Source organism: Cryocola sp. 340MFSha3.1 (genome assembly GCF_000383315.1).
Taxonomy (GTDB): Bacteria; Actinomycetota; Actinomycetes; order Actinomycetales; family Microbacteriaceae; genus Leifsonia.
The window spans coordinates 695,941-722,108 of sequence record NZ_KB911088.1 but is presented as its reverse complement, the minus strand read 5'-3'; the positions used below and the strand labels follow the sequence as shown (position 1 = coordinate 722,108).

Sequence of the window (26,168 nt, the reverse complement as noted above, 5' to 3'; positions counted from 1 at the left end):
GCGCGACGGCCCTAGGCGGTCGCCGGGCGCGGCTTGATCGCGGGCGAACGCTTCGGCTTCGTCGCCGGCGGCTCGGAGTCGACGCCGCCGTCCACCGCGCCCGCGTCGATCGGGGCCTTGGGGAACGGGATGGGCGGGACGTCCGAGATCGGGCGCTTGTCGCTGGAGAGCCACTGCGGGCGCTCGGGCAGCTTCTTCACGTCGGCGAAGATCTCGGCGATCTGGTTGTGGTCGAGGGTCTCGTGCTCGAGGAGCGCGGCGGCCAGCCGGTCGAGGACCGCGCGGTTGTCGTTGAGCACCTCCCACGCCTCGTCGTGCGCCTTCTCGATGAGGGCGCGCACCTCGGCGTCGACACGCTCGGCGATCCGCTCGGAGTAGTCGCGCTGGTGGCCCATGTCGCGGCCGAGGAACATCTCGCCGTTCGCCTGGCCCAGCTTGACCGATCCGATGTCAGCGCTCATGCCGTACTCGGTGACCATCTTGCGGGCGATGGAGGTCGCCTTCTCGATGTCGTTCGAGGCGCCGGTGGTCGGGTCGTGGAACACGATCTCCTCGGCGACGCGGCCGCCCATGGCGTATGCGAGCTGGTCGAGGAGCTCGTTGCGAGTGACCGAGTACTTGTCCTCCAGGGGGAGCACCATCGTGTAGCCGAGGGCGCGGCCGCGCGGCAGGATGGTGATCTTCGTCACGGGGTCGGTGTGGCGCATCGCCGCGGCGGCGAGCGCGTGTCCGCCCTCGTGGTACGCCGTGATGAGCTTCTCCTGGTCCTTCATGACCCGGGTGCGCTTCTGCGGACCGGCGATGACGCGATCCACGGCCTCGTCGAGCGCGCGGTTGTCGATCAGCTGCGCGTTCGAGCGTGCGGTGAGCAGTGCGGCCTCGTTGAGGACGTTCGCCAGGTCGGCTCCGGTGAAGCCCGGCGTCTTGCGGGCGAGCACCTCGAGGTCGACCGACGCCGCCAGCGGCTTGCCGCGACCGTGCACCTCGAGGATCTTCTTCCGGCCGAGCATGTCGGGCGCATCCACGCCGATCTGGCGGTCGAAGCGGCCCGGACGCAGGAGTGCGGGGTCGAGAATGTCGGGACGGTTGGTCGCCGCGATCAGGATGACGTTGGTCTTCGGGTCGAAGCCGTCCATCTCCACCAGGAGCTGGTTCAGCGTCTGCTCGCGCTCGTCGTGCCCACCGCCGAGGCCGGCGCCGCGGTGACGGCCGACCGCGTCGATCTCGTCGATGAAGATGATGGCGGGCGAGTTCTCCTTCGCCTGCTGGAACAGGTCGCGGACACGGCTGGCGCCGACACCGACGAACATCTCGACGAAGTCCGAACCGGAGATCGAGTAGAAGGGCACACCGGCCTCACCTGCGACGGCGCGGGCGAGCAGGGTCTTGCCCGTACCGGGAGGGCCGTACAGCAGCACGCCCTTCGGGATGCGGGCGCCGACGGCCTGGAACTTGGCCGGCTCCTTCAGGAAGTCCTTGATCTCCTGCAGCTCCTCGATGGCCTCGTCCGACCCGGCGACGTCGTCGAAGGTGACCTTCGGCGTCTCTTTGGTCACGAGCTTCGCCCGCGACTTGCCGAACTGCATGACCTTGTTCCCGCCGCCCTGCATGCCGGAGATCATGATCCAGAAGAACACGCCGATGAGGAGGGCCGGGATGAGGAAGCCGAGGATGTTGACGAACCAGTTCGGCTGCGGGACCTCGTCGTCGTAGCCCTTGGGGAGGTTCGCGTCGTCGACCGCCTTCACGACGTCTGCGCCGCGAGGGGTGACGTAGTAGAACTGCACCTGGTTGCCCAGGTTGCCGTCCGGCTCCTTGAGCGTCAGGTCGACACGGTTCTCACCGTCGACGATCTTCGCGCTGGACACCTTGTCCTGGGAGAGGTACTCCAGGCCCTTCTGCGTCGACACGCTCTTGAAGCCCGACATCGTGATCAGGCTCGAGCCGATCCAGACGATGATGATCGCCAGCACGACGTACAGGATCGGGCCGCGGAAGATCTTCTTGACGTTCATGGTGCGACCACAGTACCGCCTGGGCGCTGTGGGTCGGCTGCGTGTTCGCTCTGGGCGGTCTGCGCGCGGGCCGCTGGCGTCAGCTGTAGACGGCGGGCGCCAGGATGCCGACGCCGCGCAGGGTGCGGTAGCGCTCGTCGAAGTCGAGGCCGTAGCCGACCACGAACTGGTTCGGGATGTCGAATCCGACGTACTTGACGTCGATCTCGACGCGCGCCGCCTCCGGCTTGCGCAGCAGCGTGAAGATCTCGATGGACTCGGGCCCGCGGCTGCGCAGGTTCGACAGCAGCCACGAGAGCGTGAGGCCCGAGTCGATGATGTCCTCGACGATCAGGACGGTCTTGCCGCTCAGGTCGGTGTCGAGGTCTTTGAGGATGCGGACGACGCCGCTGGACTGCGTGCCGCTGCCGTAGGAGCTGACGGCCATCCAGTCCATCGTCACGGGCATGCGGAGCTCACGGGACAGGTCGGCCATCACCATGACCGCGCCCTTCAGGACGCCGATCAGCAGGACGTCCTTGCCGGCGTAGTCCCGCTCCACCTCCCGTGCCAGCTCGGCGATGCGGGAGCGGATCTGCTCCTCGGTGATCAGAATCTCGGTCAGGTCGTTCTGAACGTCCGTGAGTTCCATGGGGGAGGCGCTGTCCTTACGTGGTGGGGTGAAACGTGAGCAGCCCGTTCTGCCTGACCACTCTAACGCCTGGCAGGTCGACCGGCCCCTGCCCGTGCCAGTCGGTGATGAGGGCCGCGACCGCCAGGGTGTGAGCACGTGTGAGGGACACCCCGAACTCCGCGGAGACGACCAGCCGGATGATCCGCTGGCGGAGCGCCGCCGGGTCCGCCGCCAGCCCGCGGACGTCGAGCGCGACCGCGCCGTCATCGGTCTGGCTGACCAGCTCGAGCGCCCACTCCAGCGCCAGGCCGTCGAGGGCCTCGTCGTCCTCGCGCAGCTGCTCAGCGGTTCGCGCGAGGGCTTCGGCCACGCCGGGGCCGAGCTCCCGCTCCATCACCGGGAGGACCTCCGCGCGTACGCGCACTCGCGTGTAGGAGGGGTCGTCGTTGTGCGGGTCGTCCCAGGGCTCCAGGCGGCTGTCGGCGCAGAACGCACGCGTCTCGCTGCGGCGGAGACCGAGGAACGGGCGCAGCAGGCGGCCGGTGTCGGGCAGCATCCCCTGCAGGCTCGACGGACCAGAACCGCGCGCGAGACCGAGCAGGACCGTCTCGGCCTGGTCATCGAGAGTGTGGGCGAGCAGGATGCGCTCAGCGCCGGTCGCGGCCATCGCCCGGTCGAACGCGGCGTGGCGGGCAGCGCGTGCCGCCCCCTCCGGGCCGCCCTCCCGCTCCACGGCGACCCGTTCGACCAGCACCGGCTCGAGGCCGAGGGCCGTCGCCTGCTCCGCTGCCCGCGCGGCCACCGCATCCGAACCCGGCTGGAGGCCGTGGTCGACGATCACGGCGCCGGCGCGGAAGCCGTTCCTCGGCGCCTCGAAGGCGGTCGCGGCGGCGAGCGCGAGCGAGTCCGCTCCCCCGCTCAGACCCACGAGCACGAGGGCTCCCGATCGCAGGGGCGCCGGCCGCTCGGGGCCGTGGTCGTCGTGCGGGTCGACCTCCGGCAGGGCCGCCGCCGCGGCGAGCGCAGTGCGGACGGCGCGGCGCGCGTCGGCGATCGGCGGGGTCAGGCGCGGGCGGCGCTGCGGGTCGGGCGAGGCCTGCCCGGCCTCCGATCCGTCGAGGTGCATCCAGTAACGTTAGTGGAGGTTTTGCCGAGAGCTAAGGAGTACGGAATGGCCGAATACGACGTCGTCATCGAGATCCCGAAGGGGAGCCGCAACAAGTACGAGGTGGATCACGAGACGGGTCGCGTGTACCTCGACCGCGTGCTGTTCACCAGCTTCGTCTACCCGACCGACTACGGCTTCTTCGAGAACACGCTGGGCGACGACGGCGACCCGCTGGATGCCCTGGTGCTGCTCGAGTACCCGCTGTTCCCGGGCGTCGGCGTCAAGGTCCGCCCGGTGGGCGTCCTCAACATGAGCGACGAGGCGGGCGGCGACGCGAAGGTCATCGCGGTGCCGTACAAGGACCCGCGCTGGCAGCACATCCAGGACGTCGCCGACATCCCGGAGCAGACCCGCAAGGAGATCGAGCACTTCTTCGCCCGCTACAAGGACCTCGAGCCGGGCAAGTTCGTGAACATCGACGGCTGGGGCAACGCCGCGGAGGCCGACGGCCTCATCCAGAAGGCCATCGCGAAGCTCGCCGCCGAGGGTCACTGACCTCCGGCCCCCGTCGAGTACACAAAAACTGCACGCCGTCCGGCCGGATGGCGTGCAGTTTTTGTGTACTCGACGGTGGGGGTTCGGGAGTTAGGCGCTGGGACGGGCCACGAGGCGCCAGGGGGAACCCCAGACGGACTGGACCTTGACGACGTCGCCCTCGGTCGGAGCCGCGATCATCATGCCGCCGCCGATGTAGATGCCGACGTGGTAGAAGTCGCCGGGACCGTCGCCCCAGAAGATCAGGTCGCCCGCCTGCTTGGCGCTGTACGAGACCAGCTGGCCCCTGTCGGCGGCCGTGTAGTACTGGTTGTTCACGGAGTGGGAGCCGATGTAGACGCCGGCGTAGGCATATGCCTTCATCGTCAGTCCGGAGCAGTCGTATCCGGTGGGGCCCTCGCCGCCGAAGATGTACGGCTTGCCGAGCTGGGCGCGGGCGTACGCGATCGCGGTGTCGACGACGTTGCCGTTGGGTGCCGCAGGGGCCGCTCCCCCACCGCCGCCCGCCGGCGCTGCACCACCCGATGAGGGCTGGTTCGCTGCTGCCGCTGCTGCCGCCGCGGCAGCAGCGGCAGCAGCCCGCCGTGCGGCCTCCTGCTGAGCCTTGATCTGCTCGCCCTGCAGGTAGGCCGCCTCGGTCTGCGCCGAGGTGTTCTTCAGCGTCGCGAGCTGGGCGACGAGCTCGGTCGACTTCTGCTGCTGGGTGGCGAGGGCCGCCTGCGCCTTGGCCTGCGCATCCTGAGCCGCAGCCAGAGCCTTGTCGGCTTCGTCGGCCAGCGACTCGCGCTCGGTCTTGGCCGACTTCGCCTGCGCGGTCAGCGCGTCGGCGGTGTTCTTGTCCTTCGTCGCCTGCTCGTAGACGGCCTTCGACTGCTCGGTGAGCTTGCTCATCGTCCCGAGCTGGAACAGGAGCTTGTCGGCGGCGTCGCCGGACCCGCCGCCCTTGAGCATGAGGTCCGTGGTGACGTCGCCGCCGCCGGACTTCGCCAGGTGCGACGCCAGAAGACCGGCGCGCATCTTGGAGGTCTTGGCCTTCTCGGCCGCGGCTCCCGCCTGCTTCTCCAGGTCGGCGGCCTTGGCGGTCGCCGCGTCGAGGGCGTCCTTGGCTTGGAAGTAGGCCTCCGCCGCCTTCTCCGAGGCGATGCGGGCCGCATCCACACTCGACTGGAGGTTGCCGATCAGCGACGTGATGTTGTCGATCATCGCCTGCTGGTTGGCCACATTGTTCTTCGCCTGCTGGACGTCGTTCCACGACGGGTAGTCGACCGCCTGCGCTGGGGCGACGATGCCGATGGATGCCGTGACCGCGCCCATGACCCCCGCGCCGATGGCGAGGCCGGGGCGGACGCGGCTGCTCTTCTCGTTCTCGTTAGCCAAGGGGTGCCTGCCGATCTCTCATGAACGGGATCCCATCGATCTTCTCGCCGCCGACGCGGACCTCGTAGTGGAGGTGGCAGCCGGTGGAGGCGCCGGTGGTGCCGACGCGGGCGATGGGCTGGCCGGCGCCGACCTGCTGGCCGATGCCGACGAGGATGCCGCCGTTGCGGATGTGGGCGTAGCCCGTCTGGATGCCCCCGCCGTTGTCGATGAGGACGAAGTTGCCGTACGAGCCGTTCGGTCCGGCGTAGACGACGGTGCCGTCGTGGGCCGCGTAGATGGGCGCGTTGCACGAGGCGCCGATGTCGATGCCCAGGTGGTAGGTGCTGCCGACCCCGCCGGGCGAGGGGCGTGCGCCGAAGCCGTCGGTGATCGGGCCGGCGGCGGGCACCGCCCAGCCCTGCGGTCCGACGTAACCGCCCGGGAGGCCACCCGAGCCGCGAGCTGCGGCAGCAGCGGCGGCCGCCGCGACACCGGCTTCGTAACCGGCGACGGTCTTTGCGGTCGCGTCCTTCAGCGCCGCGAGCTGCGCCTGCATGACGACGATCTGCTTCTGTTGCTCGGCGAGCTTGTCCTGCGCTGCCTTCGCCGCCTCGATCGCCGCCTGCATCGCCGCCTCGGCGACGACGCGGAGGCGCTCGCGGTCGGCCTTGGCGACGACCGCCTGGTCGGACAGCGACTTCGCCGTGTTCTGCGCGGCCTTGGCGTCGGCGTAGACCTTGTTGGACTGCTCCACCAGCTTCGACATGCTGCCGAGGTCGGAGAGGAGCTGCTCCGGGCTCTTGGAGGTCGCGTTGTTGCCGGAGAGGAACAGGTTGGCGGTCAGATTCCGGCCACCGGTGCGGTAGAGCTGGGCGGCGAGCTTGCCCGCCTGGGCGCTCGCGTCATCCGCCTTCTTCTGGCTGGCAGCGGCCTGCGACTCGAGGTCGAGGGCCTTCATGGCCGCCTGATCGAAGTTCGCCTGAGCGACCTCGAGCTCCTCGCCGCGCTTCACCGCGGCCGCCTGAGTGTCGGCCACCTCCTGCTTGAGCTGGGCGATGAGGCCGTTGATGCGGTTGACCTGCGCGGAAGCGGCGGACTCGTTGGCCTTCGCGGCCTGGACGTCCTGCCAGCTGGGGTAGTTGTCCGCGTACGCAGGGGCGGAGACGGCGCCGACCGAGGCCACCACGCCGACGATCAGGGCCGCGATGGCGCGCGTCGCGCGGGCGCCGATGACCGCCCGGCGGCGTGAACCGCGGGTGGTCGGGGGAACCGTTCGGCTGGTCGTTTCGCGTCTCATGGTGTTTCTCGGCCCGCTCACTTCTGCGTCGACGTCCGTCACGCGAGTCACACGTGCCCCACTGTCAACATGCGTCACTCTATCAACATGGCGATTTTCCGGCCTGGTCGGAGGCCGGAACGATGGGGGTCGGCGTGCGTCCGCACGAGCGGCCGGGGGGACCGCCTGGGTCGCAGACTATGTCGCGGTTCCGCCCCATCCCCGGATTTCGGAGTGGCGTTGCGCGAACCGGCAACGGGCCGCCGGGCGCCGACCCGCCCGGGATCCGAACCCGATTCGCATTCTCTGTCGCACTTCCGTATGCTTATGCGTCGGTGGTCATCGGAAAGCGGAAGCAATTCGAGACAATCCGGCCCCATCGTTTAGCGGCCTAGGACGCCGCCCTTTCACGGCGGTAGCACGGGTTCGAATCCCGTTGGGGTCACGCCGAACGGTGTCCACTAGTATTGATCAGCACCAGATAACTCAAGAAGCAACACACTAAGGCCCTGTAGCGCAGTTGGTTAGCGTGCCGCCCTGTCACGGCGGAGGTCGCGGGTTCAAGTCCCGTCAGGGTCGCCACGGCGACAAGCCCTTCCACTAGGAAGGGCTTCCGTCTAGGTGGATGCGCGAGCATCCCCTGGCTCTGTAGCTCAGTTGGTAGAGCGTTCGACTGAAAATCGAAAGGTCACCGGATCGATGCCGGTCGGAGCCACCAGAGAAAACCCCCGGATCCTTGAGGATGCCGGGGTTTTTCACTAGATAGGACGGAGTCGCGTCCGCGACCGCATCACGCGCGTGCGTCGTCGGTCACCGCGCCAGGTCGCCCGCATAGTCGGCCAGGTTGGCGAAAGCCGGCTGGCTTCTCTCGTCCTCGACCGCTGCCGCTCCCACCGCGCACGCTATCCCCAGGGCGTGTTCCGGGTCGACACCGGCTGTCAACGAGAGCGCAAGGGCGGCGCAGAAGGCATCACCGGCCCCGACTGTATTCACAGGCTCGGCGCGCACGGCCGGTACGCGAACCACCAGCGATCCCTTCTCGTAGAGCGCGGCGCCGTCCCCGCCGTAGGTGACGGCCACGCGTTGCGCGTCGGCCAGCTCAGGCATGAGCGCGAATTCGGACTCGTTGACGATGAACAGATCTGCGCGACGGACCAGCTCAGCGGGAAGCGCTTGCGCAGGAGCCGCATTGACCACCAAGAAGGCAGCGGTCGACCCTGCCAGTTCGCACACCAGCCCGGTGTCGACCTCGAGCTGGGTCAGGACGACCTCGTCATCCGCGATGTGGAGACCGTTGAGAGACACCTCACTGTTCGCCCCCGGGCAGACGACGATCTGGTTCTCCCCGTGCCGATCGACAGCGATCAGCGCCGTGCCCGTCGGCTCGTCGACGATGCGTACGGCGGACACATCGACCCCGGCAGATCGCAGCTCATCCAGCATCCACCGCCCGTCCGCGTCATCCCCGATGGCACCGACCATCCGAACGCGCGCGCCGAGGCGGCTTGCCGCGGCAGCCTGGTTCGCCCCTTTTCCTCCCGCGTCTCGATGCAGGGCAGCGTTTCCGATGGTCTCCCCCGCGGTGGGGAGGCGGTCGGCGATGGCGGTGAGGTCGACGTTGATACTGCCGACGACGACAACATCACGGAGGTCGTGCACAGAGGTGGCCTTTCGTCCTGCACGCCACGGGGGCGCTGGATTGGATGCTAGTGAGTATCTCGCCTCCCACTGTCTCGAGCCACGTCGCTTCGGTCGGAGACCGCAGGTGGCGAGTAGCCAGGCCCACCCGATCGGGTCCATGATGCCGGGGTGACGAGGCGGGATGAACCGATCGGTCGCGGGTCATGAATCCGGCGGCTCGCCGCGTGCAGCGTGTCTACCTGACCTTGATGCTCGGGAACACGTTGGCGGCGTCGTTCATCTGGGGGATCAACACCCTCTTCCTGCTCGACGCCGGGCTCACGAACTTCGAGGCGTTCGCCGCGAACGCGTTCTTCACCGCCGGGATGGTGATCTTCGAGATCCCGACGGGCGTCGTCGCCGACACGGTCGGGCGCAAGGCGTCCTACCTGCTGGGCACGATCACCCTGTCGGTGACCACCGGCCTGTACTGGTTGCTGTGGCTCTGGCACGCGCCGTTCGTCTGGTGGGCGATCGTGTCGGCGCTGCTCGGTCTCGGCTTCACGTTCTTCTCCGGCGCGGTGGACGCTTGGCTCGTCGACGCCCTGGCGTTCGCCAAGTACACCGGGAGCCTGGAGGCCGTGTTCGGCCGCGGCCTGGTCGTCACGGGGATCTCGATGTTCGCCGGGTCGGTTCTCGGCGGGATCATCGCCCAGGCGACGAATCTCGGCGTGCCGTTCCTGCTGCGAGCCGGCGTGCTGGTCGTCATGCTGGTGTTCGCCGCCATCGTGATGAAAGACCTCGGCTTCACACCCGACCACTCGATGGGCCCGGTCGCGGCGACCAGGAACGTGCTGAGGCAGTCGATCGATCACGGGCTGCGCAAACGGTCGGTGCGCTGGGTGATCCTGTCGGCGCCGTTCGCCTCCGGCGTCGGCATCTACGCCTTCTACGCGCTGCAGCCGTATCTGCTGGAACTCTACGGCGACAAGACCGCGTACTCGATCGCCGGGCTCGCCGCCGCCATCCTGTCGCTGGCGCAGGTCGCGGGCGGTGTGCTCGCCTCGCGCATCCGCCGTCTGTTCGCGAAGCGCACGACGACGGTGATCGGGGCATCTCTGACGAGCATCGTGATCCTCGTGGCGCTGGGGGTGACCAGCCTCTTCTGGCTCGCCGTCGCCCTGCTGGTGATCTGGGGTTTCGTATTCGCGGTGGCCGGCCCGGTTCGCCAGGCCTACCTGAACGACATGATCCCCTCGAAGCAGCGCGCGACCGTGCTGTCGTTCGACTCGCTGTTCGGCAGCCTCGGCGGGGTGTTCATCCAACCGGCGCTCGGACGCGCGGCCGACCTCTGGGGCTACGGCACGTCGCTCGTCATCGGCGGAGCGGTCGAGCTGATCGGAATCCCGTTCCTGTTCGCCAGCCGGCGCCAGAACGACCCGGCGGACACCAAGACGGTTCAGACGGACCCGGAACCGGTCGAGCCGGGGACTGCGGCACCCGATCCTGGCACCTCCGGCCCGCGGCCATCCTGAGCTCTGCGTGCGGCCAGCTCGCGATCCTGCTTCTCGTCCGCTCCCGTGATGACCCAGTACACGACGGCGAGCGACAGGATACCGATGACCGGCGTCAGGAAGGTCGCGAACGGCACGCCGAGCGGCGCGTGCCCGACCGCGAACACCGACACATCCCAGAGCCCGTGCAGCAGCATGGCCCAGATCAGGGATCCCGTCACCCGCCGCACGATGTAGAACGCCGTCCCGGAGGCGAAGGCGAGCCCGACCTGCGCGAGCGTGCCGCCGAGCGGGGCTCCCAGCGCCGCGTTGACGAGGTGCATCACCCCGAACAGGACGCTGGACAGGAACCAGGCCCACCCCTCGCGCAGCCGCGAGCGGAACGCTGTGAGCACGAGGCCGCGTGTCATCAGCTCCTCGTTGAAGCCCACCAGGACACCGAGTGCGACGAGAGCGAGGAGGAAGGAGGCGTCGAACTTCGACCAGTCCGTCGTGAGGATGTTCACCAGCGCCACGACCGCCATCAGGATCGGGACGAAGACGGGCCAGACATGACGGGAGCGCGTGCGTTCGAACAGCGCCGGCCGCCACCAGCCCAGCAGAGACGTGGTGACCGCGAGCAAGAGCGCGGCGACGGCCAGGTCTACGACCGCGCCCCTCCAGGTCTCCCCGGCGGAGGCACCGATCCTGGTGTATGGGACGCCCATCAGAGCGCTGACGACGAAGACCACGACGACGTAGCCGGCCCAGATCAGGAACCCCATCCACAGCCGAGGCTGAATTCGCATGCGTCCTTACCTTTCCCCAGGGGATGAGAACAGCCGAAAGTGGTGCGAAGAGCCCCCGCGCGGATCCGGATGTCCGGCCCGGGTGTTAGACATCTTTCTTGGCTAGCAATCGCCTGTCAACGCCATCCTCGGGATTCCTGCGGGTCTCGTCGACCCGGGAGGCGACTGGACTGCGTCAGGGTGACGGCGTCGGAGTCGCGCTCGGAGCCTGTTGCGCCTGCTGCGCCTCCGCGAGCGCCTTGTCGAAGGCGCTGATCGTTGCGGCATCCACCGTTCCGGTCGCCTCGACTCCGAGCTTCGCCTGGAACGCCTGCAGGGACTCCGTGAGCGCCGGAGTCCAGACGCCGTCGACCGGGCCGCTCCAGAAGCCTGCGAGCTTCAGCGTCTGCTGGAGGGCGGCGGTGGTGGCCGTGTTCGTCTGCGCGGCGGCGCCACCGAGGGCGAGGAGCGTGGCATCCAGCGCTGCGGCAGTCGCCTTGTCGACCGTGCCCGTCACCGGCAGGCCGCTCACGGTCTGGAGCTCTTCGACGGCCGCGACGGTCTGCGGACCGTATACGCCGTCGATCGCGCCCGAGTAGTAGCCGGCGGCGGCGAGACTCTGCTGCAGTTCGGTCACGTAGCGGCTGACGGCCGCGGAGGCCTCCTGGGCCTGAGCGTCGGGAATGCAGCCGGCCTGCGCGAACAGGTGCAGCCAGGAGAACTCGAGAGCGACCGCCGCACTGTTGAACTGCTCCGAAGCGGCCGCGACGGTGGTCTGGTCCGTGATGGCGGACTGAGCGGAGGCGAACTCCGCGTCAGCCTGCTTCACACGATCGACGGTCGCGCTGGGGACGAGCGGGGTGGCTGTCGGCTGCGGAGTCGCATCGCCCTCCGGGGTGCCGGAGGGCTCCCCTCGCGCCTGGTCGAGGGCGGCTCGGGCGGCGACGAGCTCCTGTTCGGCCGTCGCGAGTTCCTGGTGAGCCTCGACGGCCGCTTCCGCGCCATCGAACGCGGAGGATCTCGGCTTGGCCAGATCGGAGCCCGCATCCTTCACGTCGCCCACAGTCGGAGCGGTCTGCGTGAGGATGTCGCCGTACCGGTCGAGAGCTTCGATGTACGTCTTACTCGCCTGGCAGAACTCCTGCGAAGCCGCATCCGCCGCCGACCGCGCTTCCTTGACCGCCTTCTCTTTCGCGGTGACCTGCGCCTGAGCACGATCGACGGGGCTCACTTCGCCCGAACATCCCGAAAATGCGAACGCCGCGACGACGACGAGCGCACCCACCGCCACTCGCACCCGCAGGGGACGCCGGTCGCTGTGCTGCCTCGGCTCGTTCAGCATCGCGCGATCCTCTGCTCCCTGTTCGCGGCGGCCCGCCCACGTTGGCGTGGGCGGCCAGCCACACGGTAGCTGCGGCCGAGGACGCGTGGATATACAGCGGGCTGGAGAGGCGTTCCTGGTTCGAGCCACGGGCCGATCGTGATTGCTAGCATCGTCGCGACGAGGGAGCTGCCATGTACACGTCGACGTTCATCTTCGAGGCGAAGCCCTACGACGAGGACTTCCATCGGCTGAACGACGAGATCGCAGAGCGCGCCCGCGCCATCCCCGGCTTCCTCGGCGAGGAGGCGTGGAGCAACCAGGAGACCGGCCTGCACGCGGAGGTCTACTACTGGGAGACGCGCGAGGCGCTGCAGCAGCTGATCGGCATGGACACGCACCGCGAGGCCAAGCGGCTGCACGATCGGTGGATCGGCGCCTATCGCATCGTCATCGCCGAGGTCGTCGGCAGCTACGGTCAGCCCGGCCTGGGACTGGAGCACGTCCCGGCCGAGAGCTCCGGCAGCACGTCCGCACGATGACGCCGGCGTCGCTGGCCCTCATCGTCGCGGTCGGACTCCTCGGGCCGCTGCTCTCGGCGCGGAATGTGTGGCACGTGCCCGTGGTCGTCGGTGAGCTGGCGGGCGGCATCCTCATCGGCGACACCGGGCTTCGGCTCATCGACCCTCGGGCCCCCGACCTCCAGCTGCTCGCGAACATCGGATTCGGGCTCACGATGGTCGTCGTCGGCTCGCAGATTCCGGTGCGGGACCCGCGTCTGCGGTCACGGACCGGGGTGCTCGGGGTGGCGGGCGCGGCCGTCGCCGGGGTCGCCTCCGCGGTGATCGGCGTCGCCCTCGCCGCCGCGTTCGGCACCGGACACGCCGCGGTATACGGGATCGTGCTGGCGTCGTCCTCGGCGGCGGTCGTGCTGCCGATGCTCACGTCGCTGGGGCTCAGTCTGGGCGGACTCGGCCAGCTGGTCACCCAGATCGCGGTCGCCGATGTGGTGTGCGTGATCGCCCTTCCCTTCGCGGTATCGCCGGCGCACGCGGGCAGCGCGGCGGTCGGAGCGCTCGTCATCGCCGTGGCCTCCGTCGCGCTGGTCGCGGCGCTCACCTGGCTGGGGCGCTCCGGACTACGACGGCGGGCACATGCATACTCGGAACGCCGCCGGTTCGCGCTGGAGCTCCGGCTGAGCCTCCTGGTGCTGTTCGTGTTCGCGGCCATCGCCCAGCTGGCTCAGCTGTCGATCATGCTGGCCGGCTTCGCGCTGGGGCTCGTCCTCGCGGCGGTCGGAGAGCCGCACCGCCTCGCCCGGCAGCTGTTCGGCATGACGGAGGGCTTCTTCGGACCGCTGTTCTTCGTCTGGTTGGGCGCGTCGCTCGACATCCGCGGGCTGGGCGGCCATCCCGCCATGGTCCTGCTCGGGCTGGCTCTCGGCGCGGGCGCGGTGATCGCGCACAGCACCTCACGCGCTGTCCGGCTCCCGTGGATGCAGGCCGCCGCCTCGGCGGGGCAGCTCGGCGTCCCGGTGGCGGCCGTGACGCTGGGAGTGCAGACCAGCACCCTGCTTCCCGGAGAGGGACCGGCCATCCTGGTCGGCGCGCTGCTGACCGTGACCGTCGCCGCGCTGGCGCTCGGGCGGATCGCCGCGCGGGCGCGTCCCGCACTCGGGGATGCGTCGCGCTGATCAACGGCTCCCGACTGGGTGCAGGACTACCAGGAGAACGGCGACCAGGCGCGACGGTCGGCCGCGCCCCTAGCGTCGCACCCATGGACCTGCGACTGACGGACAAGCTCGCCATCGTCACCGGCGCGAGCTCCGGCATCGGATTGGCGATCACGCGCGCGTTCCTCGACGAAGGCGCGCGAGTGGTCACCGGGTCGCGCACCGTCTCTCCCGAGCTGTCTGCGCTGGTCGACACGGGACGCGTCGACGCCGTCGTCGTGGATCTGTCCACCCCCGACGGACCCGGCGAGCTGGTGAGCCGCGCCGAAGCCCTCGGCGGCGCGGACATCCTCGTCAACAATGTGGGTGCCCTGACGCCACGGACGGAGGGATTCCTGGCGGTCGGCGATGACGACTGGATGCGTACCTTCCAGCTCGGCTTCTTCGCCGCGGTGCGCGCGATCCGGGCGGTGATCCCGGGGATGCAGGCGCGCGGCGGCGGCAAAGTGGTGACCATCGGGTCGGTCAACGCCTTCCTGCCGGACCCCTTCGTCGTCGACTACTCGGCGGCGAAGGCCGCCGTCTGGAACCTCTCGAAGGCGCTGTCGAAAGAGTACGGTCCCGACGGCATCCGCTTCAACACCATCAGCCCTGGGCCCGTCGCCACACCGCTCTGGCTCGGCGAGCACGGAGTTGCTGCGACGGTCGCCGCTGCCCAGGGCACCGACTTCGAGACCGCGAAACGCGACGTGGTCGCCGCCCAGGGCGGCTTCAGCACCGGGCGGTTCACCGAGCCGTCCGAGGTCGCCGACCTCGTCCTGCTCCTCTCCAGCGACCGCGCCGGCAACACGACCGGCGCCGACTTCCTCATCGACGGCGGCCTGGTCAAGACCCTCTGACCCGGCCTCGGTCTCCCTCGCGACGAAACCAAGGAGCCCCGTATGCCCGCTCACCCCGTGATGTTCATCCACGGCCTCTGGATCCACTCCTCCGCGTGGAAGCCCTGGCAGGACCTGTTCGCCGATGCGGGATACGACACCGCCGCTCCCGGTTGGCCCGGAGATCTGGCGACCGTGGAGGAGACCCGGGCAGACCCGTCCGGGCTCGACGAGGTCGGGATCGAAGCGATCTGTCGCCACTACGCGGATCTTATCGAAGGGATGGCGGAGAAGCCCATCCTGATCGGTCACTCCTTCGGCGGCCTCATCGCCCAGGAGCTGCTCGCCAACGGATACGGCGTCGCCGCCGTCGCCATCGATCCCGCGCCGATCAAGGGAGTGAACATCCTGCCGTTCTCGCAGCTGCGTTCGGCTCTGCCTGTGCTCGGAAATCCGGCGAACCGGAAACGGACCGTCGCCCTCACGGCCAAGCAGTTCCGGTACGCGTTCGGCAACGCGATCCCCGAGGCGGAGTCGGACGCACTCCACGAAGCGTGGACCATCCCGGGACCGGGTCGTCCGCTGTTCGAGGACGCGACCGCGAACTTCACGAAAGGATCGCCCGCAACCGTCGACACCCACGTCGCCGACCGCGGGCCGCTCCTGCTCGTCACCGGGACGGAGGACCACACGGTGCCGCGATCGGTGACCGCGGCGGTGGCAAAGCTCTACGCGGGCGGTCCTGGAGTCACGGACTATCAGGAGTTCGAGGGCCGCGGCCACTCCCTGACCCTGGACTCCGGGTGGCGCGATGTCGCCGATGCGGCACTCGCGTGGATGAAGGAGAAAGCGCTCTAACCGGTCACCGCGGAAGCGACGCCGGTCAGACGGGCGAGCGCTGCCTCCGACACGCTGCCGGGCTCCGCGTGGTAGACGACGATGACGGGATGATCGCTCCCGGCGAAGCACAGGCGCTCGAAGTTCAGCTCGATGGGGCCGACCTCGGGATGCGAGAGCAGGTTGACGCCGCTCGCGGTCGCGCCGACGTCGTGCCGTCCCCAGAGCTCGGCGAATCGGCTGCTCCTATCGATCAGCCCGGCGACCAGGTCGGGAAGACGGGGGTCGAGCGGCGGGGTGGCCGCCTGCGCCCGCAGGTACGAGACCAGACGGGCCGTCATCTCCTCCCAATTGACGTAGAGGGAGCGCAGCCGCGGGTCGAGGAACGCGGCCTCGACGAGGTTCACCCCCGCGTGGAACGACGGCGACAGGGCACCGGCCAGCGGGTTGGCGACGATCACGTCGAGGATCCGATCGTGGACGAGAGCGGGAGTCGACAGCGCGGAGATGAAGGCGGCCAGGCGCTGAGCCCCCTCCCGCGTCTGCTGCGGCTCGTACCCACGATCTGGGAGCGGCCTCACCAGGCGGTGGAGGAACTCCTCGGAAGCCGGGGCGAGCAGCAGCGCCCGGGCGATGGCGGCGACCACCTGCTCGGAGGGATGGCGCTCACGCCCCTGCTCGAGACGCACGTAGTACTCGGAACTGATCCCGGCGAGCGCCGCGACCTCCTCGCGGCGGAGTCCGCTGACCAGTCGGCGGCGGCCGTCCTCCGTGAGCCCGACGTCGTCAGGACGCAGCGATTCGCGCCGCGCACGCAGGTAGTCGCCGAGGGCGTTGTCCGCCATGAGGGGATGCTAGCCGTTCGTCTCCCGGATCACACCTGCGCAGGCGCGCCGCCGGTGACGACGGGCACCCGCACACCCCGCGGCACCCGCGCCGCACGAAGCGCGGCCAGGATCGTCGCGAGGTCGACGGCCTCCTGCAGCAAAGCACCGACGATGGCCGGGATGACGCCGAAAGCCGCGATCAGCATCAGCACAACGGAGGCGGCGATGCCGAGCCAGATGCTCTGCAGCGCGATGCGGACGGTTCGACGCGAGATGGCGAGCGCATCCACGACGCCGCCGATGTCGTCGACCAGCAGGACGACGTCCGCCGACTCGCTCGCCGCCGTCGCCCCCTTCGCACCCATGGCGACGCCGACGTCCGCGCGGGCGAGCACGGGGGCGTCGTTCACCCCGTCGCCCACCATCACGACCGGGCGCTCGGTGATCTCGGCGACCCTGCGCACCTTGTCGGCGGGCAGGCACTCGGCGCGATACCGGCTGATCCCGAGCGCCGCAGCGGTGTGGGCGGCGGTCTCCTCCGCGTCACCGGTCAGCAGTTCGATGTCCGTGACGCCGAGCTCCCGCAGTCCACGCAGAGTGGCCGACGCATTCGGTCGCGGCGGATCGGCTTCGAGGAGGACCCCGGCGTAAGCGTCGTCGATCGTGACATAGACGGCCAGCTCGCCCGGGCCGATCTCCGCACGCGGAGTGTCCGGTGCGAAGGAGCGCGCGAAGGCGAGCTTGCCCACCGCCACTCGGCGCCCGTCCACCTCGGCCAGGACACCGTTGGTGGCGTGCTCCTCGGCCGACGCGACCTCCCGCAGGGCGATCGAGCGCTGCTCGGCCGCCTGGACCACGGATGCCGCGAGCACGTGGGAGGAGTACTGCTCCGCACTCGCGGTCAGGGCGAGCAGCTCGGTCGCATCGACGCCGGGCGCCGGGCGCACCTCGCGCAGCACCGGGCGGCCCGTCGTCAGCGTCCCCGTCTTGTCGAACACCACCGTGCGGGCGCGGGCCAGCGTCTCGAACACCGACCCGGCGCGGACCAGGATGCCGGAGTGCGCCGCCCGGCTCATCCCGCCGATGAACGCGACCGGGGCCGCGATGAGGAGCGGGCACGGCGTCGCGAGGACGAGCACCTCTGCGAACCGCACCGGGTCACCGCTGACCGCCCAGGCGACCCCCGCCAGGAGCAGCGAGAACACCGTGAACGGGACGGCGAACCGGTCGGCGAGGCGGACCACGCGGGGTCTGCTCCCGGACGCCTGTGCGACGAGCGCCACGATCTGCTGGTACTGGCTGTCGCCGGCGACGGCCGTTGCGCGCATCCGGACCGCCTCGGCGCCGTTGACGCTGCCGCTGAGGACCTCGTCGCCGGGCGACCGGTCCACGGGAAGGCTCTCGCCGGTGAGCGACGAGAGGTCGAACGCGGCCGCATCCAGCAGCACCCCATCCACCGGCACCACCTCGGCCGGGCGGACCAGCAGGATGTCACCGACGCGCACATCCCCGACCGGCACGTCCTCTATGCGGTCGCCCGCGAAGCGGTGCGCCGACCGGGGCTCCCGGCGCAGCAGCGCATCCAACTCGTGCCTCGCCCGCCGGTTCGCGTAGTCCTCGAGCGCCTCGCCCCCGCTGAGCATGAGGACGACGACGAGCCCCGCCGCCACCTCCCCCACCGCCACCGTCGCGACGATCGCGACGACCGCGAGGAGGTCGACGCCCAGCCCGCCGGAAGCCAGGGTCCGGAGCATCCGGACGGTGTAGCCCACGGCGACCGCGATGGCGTACAGGCCGGCGGTCCACTGTGCGGCTATCACCGCCCCTGCCAGGAACAGCGCGAGCGAGATCACACCGACCAGGAGCGTGAGCGTGATCACGCGGTAGCGGAGCGCGGCCCGGATCAGCCTCCCGCTGCCGGGCCGAGGCTCAGCGATGCTCACTCCCGCGCGATCGCCGCAGCGGAGTCGTCTGCGGGCGACTCGACCGGGAGTCCGGAGTCGTAGACGAAGACGAGCCGCGCGGGCACCTCACCGGAGAGCACCTCGGCCACCGCCTCGTTGACATCGGAGATGTCCCGTCGTGCGGCGACGACGTGGGTGCGCCCGGCCGCGTGGAGGGCGAACACCTCGACGAGGTCCTGCCGGGTGCCGACGATCGAGCCGATGATCGAGATGCCCTTGAGCACGGTGTCGAAGACGGGGATGGTCAGGGTGCCGTCGGCCGGAAGGGAGACGAGCACCAGCCGTCCGCCGCGATTGAGCGACTGGAAAGCCTGGTCGAACACGCTGGGCGCGACCGCGAGGACGATGGCGACGTCCACGCCGCCGAGGTGCCGGATGACCTCCACCGGGTCGACTTCGGCCGCGTTGATGGCGTGGTCGGCGCCCAACTGGACTGCCAGATCCAGCTTCTCCTCGGTGACGTCCACGGCGACGACCTGGGCGCCGACCAGGCGCGCGTACTGCACGGCGAGGTGACCGAGACCGCCGATCCCGAAGACGGCGACGCGCTCGCCCGGAACCACGCGCGCGGCCTTCACCGCGGCGTAGGTCGTGACGCCCGCGCAGGTCAGCGGGGCGGCATCCAGCGGGGACACATCGTCCGGCACCGGCACAGCGAACCGCGCCTCGGCGACGGCGTACTCGGCGTATCCTCCGTCGACGGAGTAGCCGGTGTTGTGCTGTGCCTCGCACAGGTTCTCGCGGCCGTCGACACAGTAGCGGCACTCGCCGCACGCGTAGCCGAGCCACGGGAGCGCGACCCGCTGCCCCACCTCGCGGGTGGTGACGCCGTCGCCGAGGCGCTCGACGATCCCGACGCCCTCGTGGCCGGGAACGAAGGGGAGGGCAGGCTTGACCGGCCAGTCGCCGTCGATGGCGTGGATGTCGGTGTGACACAGTCCGCACGCCTCCAGGCGGACCAGGACCTGGCCGGGACCGGGGGTCGGGATCGGACGGTCTTCGAGGGTGAGCGACTCGCGGTACTGGCTCACGACGGCTGCGCGCATGGGCGGCTCCTTTCGGTATGCCGCCAGTGTGCTGCGCCCCCACCACCGGGCGTCGGGCCGAAGGTCCCGCGATGCCGCCATGGGCCTTTGGACCCTGAACGCCCGGCTCGGTCGCGCTCATCCTGGGGAGGAGAGTTCGGAGGAGTCATGAAACGCTGGATCCGCATCGTCCTGACCGTCCTGACGGCCGCCGTCGGTCTGAGCGCCGTCGCCGGGGGCCTCGCCCTCATCATCGGCGGGGCGGCCACGACGACGGGAGCGGGGGTCGTACCCGACCGCGCCTTCCTCGGCGGGAGCCCGTTCACCTCGTACGTGGCGCCGGGCGTCATCCTCGCGGTCATCGTGGGAGGCACGCACCTGCTCGCCTCCGTGATGATCGGCCGGCAGTCCGACGCCGGGGCGTTCGCGGCCACGGTCGCCGCGTTCGGCCTGCTCATCTGGATCTTCGTGCAGATGATGTTCATCCCCTTCAGCCCACTGCAGGCGGTGTACTTCGCGGCAGGTCTCGCCGAGCTCGGGCTCGTCCTCCTCGGACTCGGCCTGTTCGGGCGGCGCCCGGCGGTCACCTCGTGAGCGCATCGCTGCGGTTCCTCGGCGCCACGGACACGGTCACCGGCTCCCGGTATCTCATCGAGCACGACGGCAGGCGCGTCCTCATCGACTGCGGGCTGTTCCAGGGCTACAAGCAGCTGCGGGAGCGCAACTGGCGGCCGTTCCCCGTCGAACCGGCGAGTGTGGATGCGGTCGTGGTCACGCACGCGCACCTGGACCACACGGGCTACCTTCCCGCGCTGGTGCGGGACGGCTTCCGGGGTCGCATCCACTCGACGATGGGGACGGCGGAGCTGAGCCGGCTCATCCTCCCGGACAGCGGGCGGCTGCTCCAGGAGCAGGCGGCGTACGCCGACCGGCACCACACCTCCCGGCACACCCCGCCGCGCGCGCTCTACACCGAGCAGGACGCCCTGGCCGCGCTGGAGCGGTTCGACCCGCACCCGTTCGCGCAGCCCTTCGCCCTCAACGGGATGACGATCCGGTTCGTGCCCGCCGGGCACATCCTCGGCGCCGCCCAGGTGCTGGTGACCACCGACGCCGGGCGCCTGCACTTCACCGGCGACCTCGGGCGCGTGGACGATCCGCTGATGCGGCCGCCTGCACCGCTGGAGGAGACGGATGTGCTCGTGTCCGAGTCGACGTACGGCGACCGCATCCACTCGCGGGTGGACGCGGAGGACGCGCTCGGCCGGATCGTCACGGACGTCTGCCGCGGTGGCGGGGTCGTGCTGCTGCCGGCGTTCGCCGTGGGCCGCGCCGAGACCCTGCTGCTGCACCTGAGCCGCCTGCGCGCCCACGGCCGCATCCCCGAGGTGCCGATCTTCCTGAACAGCCCGATGGCGGTCGACGCCTCCGAGATCTACGCGCGCCACCCCGAGGAGCACCGGATCCCCCGCGACGAGTTCGCCGCTATGTACCGTCTGGCGACCCTCGTGCGCACGGTGGACGACTCGAAGCTCCTCAATCTGCGCGGCGGTCCGGCGATCATCATCTCCGCCAGCGGGATGCTCGAGGGCGGCCGCATCCTCCACCACGTCGAGGCGTACGGCGGCGATCCGCGCAACGCCATCGTGCTGACCGGCTTCCAGGCCGGGGGAACCCGCGGCGCGGCCCTGCAGCGCGGTGAGCGCACGCTCCGCATCCACGGGCGCGACATCCCGATCCGGGCGCGCGTGCACACGCTCGACATGCTCTCGGCCCACGCCGACGCCCAGCAGATCGTCGAGTGGATGTCGTCTGCGCCGACCGCGCCCGCCGCGGTGTACCTGACCCACGGCGAGCCGGATGCCGCCGACCAGCTGCGCCTCCGCCTCCGACGCTCGCTCGGCTGGGAGGCCCGCGTTCCCGAGTTCGGGGAGACCGTCAGCGCGACTGCGGCGACCGCGCCGTGAACCGCGCCGCCCGCCGGGCGACCCGGTGGCGGTACGCGCGGGCCCGCACCGGCGCCTCCGGCGAACGGGACAGGCGCGCGTAGTACCAGACCTTCGCCAGCTCGACCAGGACGAGGTAGGCGACGACCATCCCGGCCAGCGCCAGCACGAACACCGCCGGCAACGGGGTGAAGCCGAGCACTCCGGCGAGTGGCGAGTACGGCAGCCAGGTGCCGATCGCAACGACCGCCAGCACCGAGAGCACGAGCGGACGCGAGGGCCGGCTGCGCAGGAACGGGACGCGCCGCGTGCGCACGGCGAACACGATCAGGGTCTGCGTCGCGATCGACTCGATGAACCAGCCGGACCGGAACTCCGGCGGGGCCGCGTTCAGGGCGAACAGCATCAGCGCGAAAGTGGCGAAGTCGAACAGCGAGCTGATCGGCCCGAACAGCAGCATGAAGCGACGGATCGCGGGGATGTCCCAGTGCGCCGGCGCACGCAGCTGCTCGGCATCCACGTGGTCGGTCGGGATGGCGAGCTGGCTGGAGTCGTAGAGCAGGTTGTTCAGAAGGATCTGCCCGGGCAGCATCGGCAGGAACGGCAGCGCGATGGACGCGACGGAGGCGCTGAACATGTTGCCGAAGTTGCTGGAGGTGCCCATGAGCACGTACTTGATCGTGTTCGCGAAGATGCGGCGGCCCTCGGTCACCCCGTCGGCGAGGACGTCGAGGTCTTTCTCCAGGAGGAGCACGTCCGCAGCGTCCTTCGCGACGTCGACCGCCGAGTCGACGGAGATGCCAACGTCGGCGCGGTGCAGGGCGAGCGCGTCGTTGACCCCATCCCCGAGGAACCCGACGGCGCGGCCCTTGCGGCGGAGGGCGAGCACGATCCGCGCCTTCTGCTCGGGCGACACGCGCGCGAAGATCGTGGTCGCGCGGGCCGCGTCGATCAGGGCACGGTCGTCGAGCGCATCCACTTCGTCGCCGGTGAGTGTGCCGCGCCGAACCATGCCGAGCCGGTCGCAGACCCGCTCGGCCACGGTCGCGCTGTCGCCGGTAGCGATCTTCACCTCGACCCCCAGCGCGGTCAGGCGCGCGAGGGAGGCCGCGGCATCGGGACGCACGGCGTCCGCGAACACCAGGAAGCCGCGGACCGCGAGGCCGTGCTCCGCAGAGTCGTCGAGCCCGGTCAGCCCGGGGGCCGGGCGGGAGGCGACGACCACGACGCGCGCCCCTGTCGCGTAGAGCTCCGCGAGCTCCGCTGCCACGGCGTCCCCCGATCCGGTGCACAACGGGAGCACCGACTCCGGCGCACCCTTCACGACGACGATCGGATCGGAGCCCGCCGCGGCGACCAGGGTCGTGCACCGGCGGCGCTCGTGGTCGAACGGGCGCACGGCGAGGCGACGGTACGCGCCGACCGGCGCATCCGCCGCTCCGGGAGCGTCGAGCAGTGCCGCGTCGAGCGGGGTCAGGCCGACGGCGTCCGCCCCCGCCGCCCGGTTCGCGAGCGGATCGGCGTCGACCGCGAGCAGGGCGAGAAGGAGGAGCTCGTCCGCCGAGACGCCGTCGACCGGCACGGCCCGGTCGAAGGCGATCCTCCCGGTCGTCAGCGTTCCCGTCTTGTCGGTGACGAGGAGGTCGAGGTCGCCGAGATCCTCGATGCACACCATCCGCTTCACCAGCACACGACGTCGAGCGAGGGCGCGCGACCCGGCCGCCAGGCTGGTGCTCACCACGGCGGGAAGCAGCTGCGGGGTGATCCCGACAGCGATGGCGAGCGAGAACAGCAGGGACTCGATGATCGGCCGGCCGAGGAGCAGCGCCGCGATGAAGATCACCGACGAGAGGATGAGCGCGACGGCGAGCAGGAACATCGAGAACCGGCCGAGCCCGCGCTGGAACTCGGTCTGCGGATTCTGGACGCCCAGGCCGACCGCGATCCGGCCGAACTCGGTCTCCCCCGCGGTCGCGACGACCACGCCGACGCCGCTGCCCGCGTGCACGATCGTCCCCATCAGGGCGGAGGACGAGAGGTCGCCGATGCCGGCGCCGCGGGCGACGGGTTCGACGGACTTCGCGACGGAAGCCGCCTCACCCGTGACGATGCTCTCGTCGCATTCGAGCCCGGACGTCTCGATCAGCCGCAGGTCGGCCGGCACGACCGTGCCCACTGACAGCACGACGACGTCGCCGCGCACGAGCTCCGTCACATCCACGGCCCGGCGGACGCCGTCGCGCACGGCCACGACCGTATGCCGCAGCCGGTCGTGCAGGGCGTCGGCGGCCCGCTCAGCGCGGAACTCGTTCACGAAACCCAGGCCGATGCTGATCAGCAGGATGACGGCGATGATCGCCGCTTCCGCCCGCTCCCCGACCACAGCGGACACCGCAGCCGTGGCGAAGAGGAGAAGCAGGATGGGGCTGCGCACCTGACGCCAGAGCACCAGCCACGGGCGGGCACGGTGGCCGCGCACCGCGTTCGGGCCGAAGCGCTCCAGGCGCGCGGCCGCCTCGGCGTCGCTCAGCCCGGTGGCGGAGGATTCGACCGCCGCCAGCACCGCCTCGACGGACTCAGCGGCGCTCTCGCGCACAGTGCTCAGGGCCGGCGGCTCGGAGACCGTCGCTGCCGGGTGGCTCACCGGCGTCCGGCGTCTTCCGCGGAGGCGCGCGCACGGCGCACGACGACGACGGGGGTCCGGACGTTGAGCAGGATGTCGTGCCCGACCGAGCCCAGCATCAACCGCTGCATCCCGTGCCGGTCGTGCGTGCCGATGACCAGCATGCGCGCCCCGTCGGCCTCGGCGACGAGTCCGCGCGACGGCGCCGTGTCGAGGACGTCGGTGAAGACGGTGACTCCGGGATGCCGCTCCTTCGCGAGGGCGGCGGCGTCGGCCGCGACGCGCTCGCGGCGGTCGCCCAGAGAGATCTCCGGCACGAGGCCGGCGAGCAGGGGATTCGCGATGTAGCCGGCGCAGGCGACCGTCAGGGGCTCGTCGAGCACCTCCGCCTCGGCCGCCGCGAACTCCACCGCGGACTCCGTCTGCAGTTCGCCGTCGACCCCGACCACGACACCGTGTCCGGAGTCGACCCAGCCGTGGGGAATGGCAGCAACGGGACACTCGGCCACGGCCGCCACGCGCACCGCCAGCGAGCCGGCGAAGGCGCGACGGCGGTCCTCCTCGGCCGGCGTACCGATCACGAGGAGGTCCGCTTCCCGCGAGACCGACGCGAGCTCCGGACCGATGTGGCCGTAGCGGTAACGCGTGCCCACCTCGATGTCGCCGGCGACCTCGGCGGACGTGCCGGCACCTCCCGCGGCGACCGTTCGACGTTCCCGCACGTCGCGCGCCCGATGCAGGGCGATCTGCTTCTCGGCCTCCAGCAGCGACCCGACGGCCAGGACGAGCAGTCGGCTCGGCTCCTCCGTGCTGTCGCCCCAGGCGCGCTCGACCACGTGGACCAGTTCGAGACGGGCTCCGTCGCGCGCGGCCCTCGCCGCCGCCCAGTCGAGGGCGGCCCGGTGATCCGGCTCCCCGTCGACAGCGACCATGATCGTGTACGGCATCGCGACCTCTTCTCTCGACCCGGACCTATCCCCGGGATGACGACACCTCCGACGATGCCCGTGCGGAACCCCGTGGCGTAGAGCCGAAGGTCCCGCCCGCTCCACGTGACTTTCGACCCTGCACGACCCCGCAGCGGCGCACGAGACTGCCGGTATGAACCAGACACCTCCCGTCGCCCGGGCGACCATCATCTACGAGTCCATGTTCGGCAGCACCCGCGCGGTGGCCGACGCGATCGCCGATGGGCTGCGCTCTGCGGCGACCGTCACCGTCATCCCCGTGAAAGATGCGCCGGAGTCGTTCCCCGATGTCGACCTGGTGGTCGTCGGGGCGCCGACCCACGTCCACGGTCTGAGCAGGCCGGCCACCCGCACGGAGGCGGGAGCCTGGGCGGACGATCCCGCACGTCACCTGACCCTCGAGCCGGACGCCGAGGGGATCGGTGTACGCGAGTGGCTGGACAGCTGCGGCGACGCCCCAGCCCGTTTCGCCGCCTTCGACACCCGCGCGGACATGACGGAGCTGTTCTCCGGCTCGGCCGCACACAGCATCGAGAAGCGGCTCCAGAAGCTCGGATCGCGGCGTTTCGTGGAACGGCAGAGCTTCCTCGTCGACAAGGACAGTGTGCTCGAGCCGGGTCAGCTGGAGCTCGCCCGCGACTGGGGGCGGACGCTGGCGACCGAGCTCCAGGCCCCGGCGCTCCGCTGAGTGCAGCGCAACCGGGAACACGGAACCCCTGCGGCCGTTCGGGTCGGCCGCAGGGGTTCCGCACATCGAGGTGGCTGCGCGTCAGTACCGCCGGGCGTCAGTGCCGGCCGGCTCCCTCGGCCCCGTGGATGACCAGCACCGGACAGTCGGCGTGCTCCACGCACGAGCGCGAGACGGAACCGAGGAGCAGCCCGGTGAAGCCGCCCAGACCGCGGCTGCCGACGATCAGCATCTCCGCGTCCTCGGACTCGGCGATCAGCTGCCGCGCGGGCGAGCCGTTGCGGATCACCTTCGAGTACCAGGATGGCGGCGTCGACCCGAAGACCTCCTCCGCCGCCTGGTCGGCGATCGAGTGCGCATCCGCCTCCGGTGACCATCCGTCCATCACATACCCGGGCCACGACTGCGGGAACTCCCACACCGTCACTCCGACCAGCGTGCATCCGAGCCGCTCGGCCATCCGCGACCCGCGCCGCAGCGCGGAGAGCGAGGACGCCGACCCGTCGACCCCGACGACGATGCGACCACCGGGGCGGATGAAATCCTCCGACTCCGTGGCGACGGATTCGTTCCGATCGGACATGTGCGCGTT

The 26,168-nt window shown here is 70.4% G+C and carries 23 protein-coding genes and 3 tRNA genes; 12 read left to right on the top strand and 14 right to left on the bottom strand.

What is annotated here, in order from left to right:
• Positions 1 to 11 precede the first annotated feature (11 nt).
• The 3 genes from ftsH to tilS form a co-directional block, all read right to left on the bottom strand.
• A complete protein-coding gene (gene ftsH / locus H284_RS0114465) occupies positions 12 to 2,015 on the bottom strand; it encodes an ATP-dependent zinc metalloprotease FtsH (protein ID WP_020076813.1) in 2,004 nt (667 codons plus the stop codon).
• Between the two features lie 79 nt (positions 2,016 to 2,094).
• Entirely contained in the window at positions 2,095 to 2,646 is a 552-nt protein-coding gene (gene hpt / locus H284_RS0114460; protein WP_020076812.1) for a hypoxanthine phosphoribosyltransferase, read from the bottom strand.
• A 16-nt stretch (positions 2,647 to 2,662) separates the two neighbouring features.
• Positions 2,663 to 3,754 (bottom strand): tRNA lysidine(34) synthetase TilS, encoded by a 1,092-nt coding sequence (gene tilS / locus H284_RS0114455; RefSeq protein WP_020076811.1) that lies wholly within the window; start codon positions 3,752 to 3,754, stop codon positions 2,663 to 2,665.
• Between the two features lie 45 nt (positions 3,755 to 3,799).
• On the opposite strand from tilS, the gene H284_RS0114450 reads away from it, so the two are divergent.
• Positions 3,800 to 4,291: an inorganic diphosphatase gene (locus H284_RS0114450; protein ID WP_020076810.1), complete on the top strand. Its 492-nt coding sequence runs from the start codon at positions 3,800 to 3,802 to the stop codon at positions 4,289 to 4,291.
• Between the two features lie 90 nt (positions 4,292 to 4,381).
• Here the strand turns inward: H284_RS0114450 and H284_RS0114445 are convergent, their stop codons facing one another.
• Together H284_RS0114445 and H284_RS0114440 are read right to left on the bottom strand one after the other, a co-directional pair.
• The gene (locus H284_RS0114445) at positions 4,382 to 5,668 is read right to left on the bottom strand and encodes a C40 family peptidase (RefSeq protein WP_020076809.1); all 1,287 of its coding nucleotides are present in this window, start codon (positions 5,666 to 5,668) and stop codon (positions 4,382 to 4,384) included.
• The gene (locus tag H284_RS0114440; RefSeq protein WP_018192135.1) at positions 5,661 to 6,947 is read right to left on the bottom strand and encodes a peptidoglycan DD-metalloendopeptidase family protein; all 1,287 of its coding nucleotides are present in this window, start codon (positions 6,945 to 6,947) and stop codon (positions 5,661 to 5,663) included. Before H284_RS0114440 ends, H284_RS0114445 begins: the two co-directional genes overlap by 8 nt.
• A gap of 351 nt (positions 6,948 to 7,298) precedes the next feature.
• On the opposite strand from H284_RS0114440, the gene H284_RS0114435 reads away from it, so the two are divergent.
• The 3 genes from H284_RS0114435 to H284_RS0114425 all read left to right on the top strand — a co-directional run bounded on the left by H284_RS0114435 (position 7,299) and on the right by H284_RS0114425 (position 7,644).
• Positions 7,299 to 7,371, top strand: a tRNA-Glu gene (locus H284_RS0114435).
• Between the two features lie 60 nt (positions 7,372 to 7,431).
• Positions 7,432 to 7,508, top strand: a tRNA-Asp gene (locus H284_RS0114430).
• Positions 7,509 to 7,568: 60 nt separating this feature from the next.
• Positions 7,569 to 7,644, top strand: a tRNA-Phe gene (locus H284_RS0114425).
• A gap of 92 nt (positions 7,645 to 7,736) precedes the next feature.
• Here H284_RS0114425 and H284_RS0114420 read toward each other — a convergent pair.
• Positions 7,737 to 8,585, bottom strand: a complete 849-nt coding sequence (locus tag H284_RS0114420; protein ID WP_020076808.1) for a ribokinase — start codon at positions 8,583 to 8,585, stop codon at positions 7,737 to 7,739.
• A gap of 185 nt (positions 8,586 to 8,770) precedes the next feature.
• Between H284_RS0114420 and H284_RS0114415 the strand changes: the two genes are divergently transcribed.
• Complete coding sequence (locus H284_RS0114415; protein ID WP_018192137.1) at positions 8,771 to 10,081, top strand: MFS transporter; 1,311 nt, start codon at positions 8,771 to 8,773, stop codon at positions 10,079 to 10,081.
• Here the strand turns inward: H284_RS0114415 and H284_RS0114410 are convergent.
• Complete coding sequence (locus H284_RS0114410; protein WP_231371248.1) at positions 10,006 to 10,848, bottom strand: CPBP family intramembrane glutamic endopeptidase; 843 nt, start codon at positions 10,846 to 10,848, stop codon at positions 10,006 to 10,008. The genes H284_RS0114415 and H284_RS0114410 overlap by 76 nt on opposite strands.
• A gap of 175 nt (positions 10,849 to 11,023) precedes the next feature.
• Positions 11,024 to 12,169 carry a peptidoglycan-binding domain-containing protein gene (locus tag H284_RS0114405; protein ID WP_020076806.1) on the bottom strand — a complete coding sequence of 382 codons (1,146 nt, stop codon included), beginning with the start codon at positions 12,167 to 12,169 and terminating at the stop codon, positions 11,024 to 11,026.
• A 173-nt stretch (positions 12,170 to 12,342) separates the two neighbouring features.
• Between H284_RS0114405 and H284_RS0114400 the strand changes: the two genes are divergently transcribed.
• The 4 genes from H284_RS0114400 (at position 12,343) to H284_RS0114385 (ending at position 15,556) form a co-directional block, all read left to right on the top strand.
• Positions 12,343 to 12,690: an antibiotic biosynthesis monooxygenase family protein gene (locus H284_RS0114400; RefSeq protein ID WP_020076805.1), complete on the top strand. Its 348-nt coding sequence runs from the start codon at positions 12,343 to 12,345 to the stop codon at positions 12,688 to 12,690.
• Positions 12,687 to 13,841, top strand: coding sequence for a cation:proton antiporter (locus H284_RS0114395; RefSeq protein WP_020076804.1), 1,155 nt, complete (start codon positions 12,687 to 12,689; stop codon positions 13,839 to 13,841). Before H284_RS0114400 ends, H284_RS0114395 begins: the two co-directional genes overlap by 4 nt.
• 83 nt (positions 13,842 to 13,924) lie before the next feature.
• A complete protein-coding gene (locus tag H284_RS0114390; protein WP_020076803.1) occupies positions 13,925 to 14,719 on the top strand; it encodes an oxidoreductase in 795 nt (264 codons plus the stop codon).
• A 42-nt stretch (positions 14,720 to 14,761) separates the two neighbouring features.
• A complete protein-coding gene (locus H284_RS0114385) occupies positions 14,762 to 15,556 on the top strand; it encodes an alpha/beta hydrolase (protein WP_029042954.1) in 795 nt (264 codons plus the stop codon).
• On the opposite strand, the gene H284_RS20315 is transcribed toward H284_RS0114385, so the two are convergent.
• From H284_RS20315 to H284_RS0114370, 3 genes are read right to left on the bottom strand one after another with little or no spacing between them, the layout of a single operon-like run.
• Positions 15,553 to 16,380, bottom strand: a complete 828-nt coding sequence (locus H284_RS20315) for a helix-turn-helix transcriptional regulator (protein WP_020076801.1) — start codon at positions 16,378 to 16,380, stop codon at positions 15,553 to 15,555. The two genes, H284_RS0114385 and H284_RS20315, sit on opposite strands and share 4 nt — an antisense overlap.
• 29 nt (positions 16,381 to 16,409) lie before the next feature.
• Complete coding sequence (locus H284_RS0114375; protein ID WP_020076800.1) at positions 16,410 to 18,305, bottom strand: heavy metal translocating P-type ATPase; 1,896 nt, start codon at positions 18,303 to 18,305, stop codon at positions 16,410 to 16,412.
• Positions 18,302 to 19,372, bottom strand: coding sequence for an alcohol dehydrogenase catalytic domain-containing protein (locus H284_RS0114370; RefSeq protein WP_020076799.1), 1,071 nt, complete (start codon positions 19,370 to 19,372; stop codon positions 18,302 to 18,304). Before H284_RS0114370 ends, H284_RS0114375 begins: the two co-directional genes overlap by 4 nt.
• A gap of 147 nt (positions 19,373 to 19,519) precedes the next feature.
• On the opposite strand from H284_RS0114370, the gene H284_RS0114365 reads away from it, so the two are divergent.
• Together H284_RS0114365 and H284_RS0114360 are read left to right on the top strand one after the other, a co-directional pair.
• Entirely contained in the window at positions 19,520 to 19,945 is a 426-nt protein-coding gene (locus tag H284_RS0114365) for a hypothetical protein (RefSeq protein WP_020076798.1), read from the top strand.
• On the top strand, positions 19,942 to 21,318 hold the full coding sequence (locus H284_RS0114360; protein WP_020076797.1) for an MBL fold metallo-hydrolase RNA specificity domain-containing protein: 1,377 nt from the start codon (positions 19,942 to 19,944) through the stop codon (positions 21,316 to 21,318). The genes H284_RS0114365 and H284_RS0114360 overlap by 4 nt, the downstream gene beginning before the upstream one ends.
• Here H284_RS0114360 and mgtA read toward each other — a convergent pair.
• A complete protein-coding gene (gene mgtA / locus H284_RS0114355) occupies positions 21,290 to 23,941 on the bottom strand; it encodes a magnesium-translocating P-type ATPase (RefSeq protein WP_020076796.1) in 2,652 nt (883 codons plus the stop codon). The genes H284_RS0114360 and mgtA overlap by 29 nt on opposite strands.
• A complete protein-coding gene (locus H284_RS0114350) occupies positions 23,938 to 24,867 on the bottom strand; it encodes a universal stress protein (RefSeq protein ID WP_020076795.1) in 930 nt (309 codons plus the stop codon). Before H284_RS0114350 ends, mgtA begins: the two co-directional genes overlap by 4 nt.
• A 154-nt stretch (positions 24,868 to 25,021) precedes the next feature.
• Between H284_RS0114350 and H284_RS0114345 the strand changes: the two genes are divergently transcribed.
• On the top strand, positions 25,022 to 25,576 hold the full coding sequence (locus tag H284_RS0114345) for a flavodoxin family protein (RefSeq protein ID WP_020076794.1): 555 nt from the start codon (positions 25,022 to 25,024) through the stop codon (positions 25,574 to 25,576).
• Between the two features lie 97 nt (positions 25,577 to 25,673).
• Here H284_RS0114345 and H284_RS0114340 read toward each other — a convergent pair whose 3' ends face one another.
• Positions 25,674 to 26,159 (bottom strand): universal stress protein, encoded by a 486-nt coding sequence (locus H284_RS0114340; RefSeq protein WP_231371247.1) that lies wholly within the window; start codon positions 26,157 to 26,159, stop codon positions 25,674 to 25,676.
• Between the last annotated feature and the right edge of the window lie 9 nt (positions 26,160 to 26,168).

Excerpts from the sequence above, each read along its gene's own strand:
- hpt (WP_020076812.1), bottom strand. The coding sequence starts at position 2,646 with ATGGAACTCACGGACGTTCAGAACGACCTGACCGAGATTCTGATCACC.
- H284_RS0114370 (WP_020076799.1), bottom strand. The coding sequence starts at position 19,372 with ATGCGCGCAGCCGTCGTGAGCCAGTACCGCGAGTCGCTCACCCTCGAA.
- H284_RS0114405 (WP_020076806.1), bottom strand. The coding sequence starts at position 12,169 with ATGCTGAACGAGCCGAGGCAGCACAGCGACCGGCGTCCCCTGCGGGTG.
- H284_RS0114410 (WP_231371248.1), bottom strand. The coding sequence starts at position 10,848 with ATGCGAATTCAGCCTCGGCTGTGGATGGGGTTCCTGATCTGGGCCGGC.
- H284_RS0114365 (WP_020076798.1), top strand. The coding sequence starts at position 19,520 with ATGAAACGCTGGATCCGCATCGTCCTGACCGTCCTGACGGCCGCCGTC.
- H284_RS0114400 (WP_020076805.1), top strand. The coding sequence starts at position 12,343 with ATGTACACGTCGACGTTCATCTTCGAGGCGAAGCCCTACGACGAGGAC.
- tilS (WP_020076811.1), bottom strand. The coding sequence starts at position 3,754 with ATGCACCTCGACGGATCGGAGGCCGGGCAGGCCTCGCCCGACCCGCAG.
- ftsH (WP_020076813.1), bottom strand. The coding sequence starts at position 2,015 with ATGAACGTCAAGAAGATCTTCCGCGGCCCGATCCTGTACGTCGTGCTG.
- H284_RS20315 (WP_020076801.1), bottom strand. The coding sequence starts at position 16,380 with ATGGCGGACAACGCCCTCGGCGACTACCTGCGTGCGCGGCGCGAATCG.
- H284_RS0114340 (WP_231371247.1), bottom strand. The coding sequence starts at position 26,159 with ATGTCCGATCGGAACGAATCCGTCGCCACGGAGTCGGAGGATTTCATC.
- H284_RS0114385 (WP_029042954.1), top strand. The coding sequence starts at position 14,762 with ATGCCCGCTCACCCCGTGATGTTCATCCACGGCCTCTGGATCCACTCC.
- H284_RS0114450 (WP_020076810.1), top strand. The coding sequence starts at position 3,800 with ATGGCCGAATACGACGTCGTCATCGAGATCCCGAAGGGGAGCCGCAAC.
- H284_RS0114390 (WP_020076803.1), top strand. The coding sequence starts at position 13,925 with ATGGACCTGCGACTGACGGACAAGCTCGCCATCGTCACCGGCGCGAGC.
- H284_RS0114395 (WP_020076804.1), top strand. The coding sequence starts at position 12,687 with ATGACGCCGGCGTCGCTGGCCCTCATCGTCGCGGTCGGACTCCTCGGG.
- H284_RS0114345 (WP_020076794.1), top strand. The coding sequence starts at position 25,022 with ATGAACCAGACACCTCCCGTCGCCCGGGCGACCATCATCTACGAGTCC.
- H284_RS0114440 (WP_018192135.1), bottom strand. The coding sequence starts at position 6,947 with ATGAGACGCGAAACGACCAGCCGAACGGTTCCCCCGACCACCCGCGGT.
- H284_RS0114415 (WP_018192137.1), top strand. The coding sequence starts at position 8,771 with ATGAATCCGGCGGCTCGCCGCGTGCAGCGTGTCTACCTGACCTTGATG.
- H284_RS0114350 (WP_020076795.1), bottom strand. The coding sequence starts at position 24,867 with ATGCCGTACACGATCATGGTCGCTGTCGACGGGGAGCCGGATCACCGG.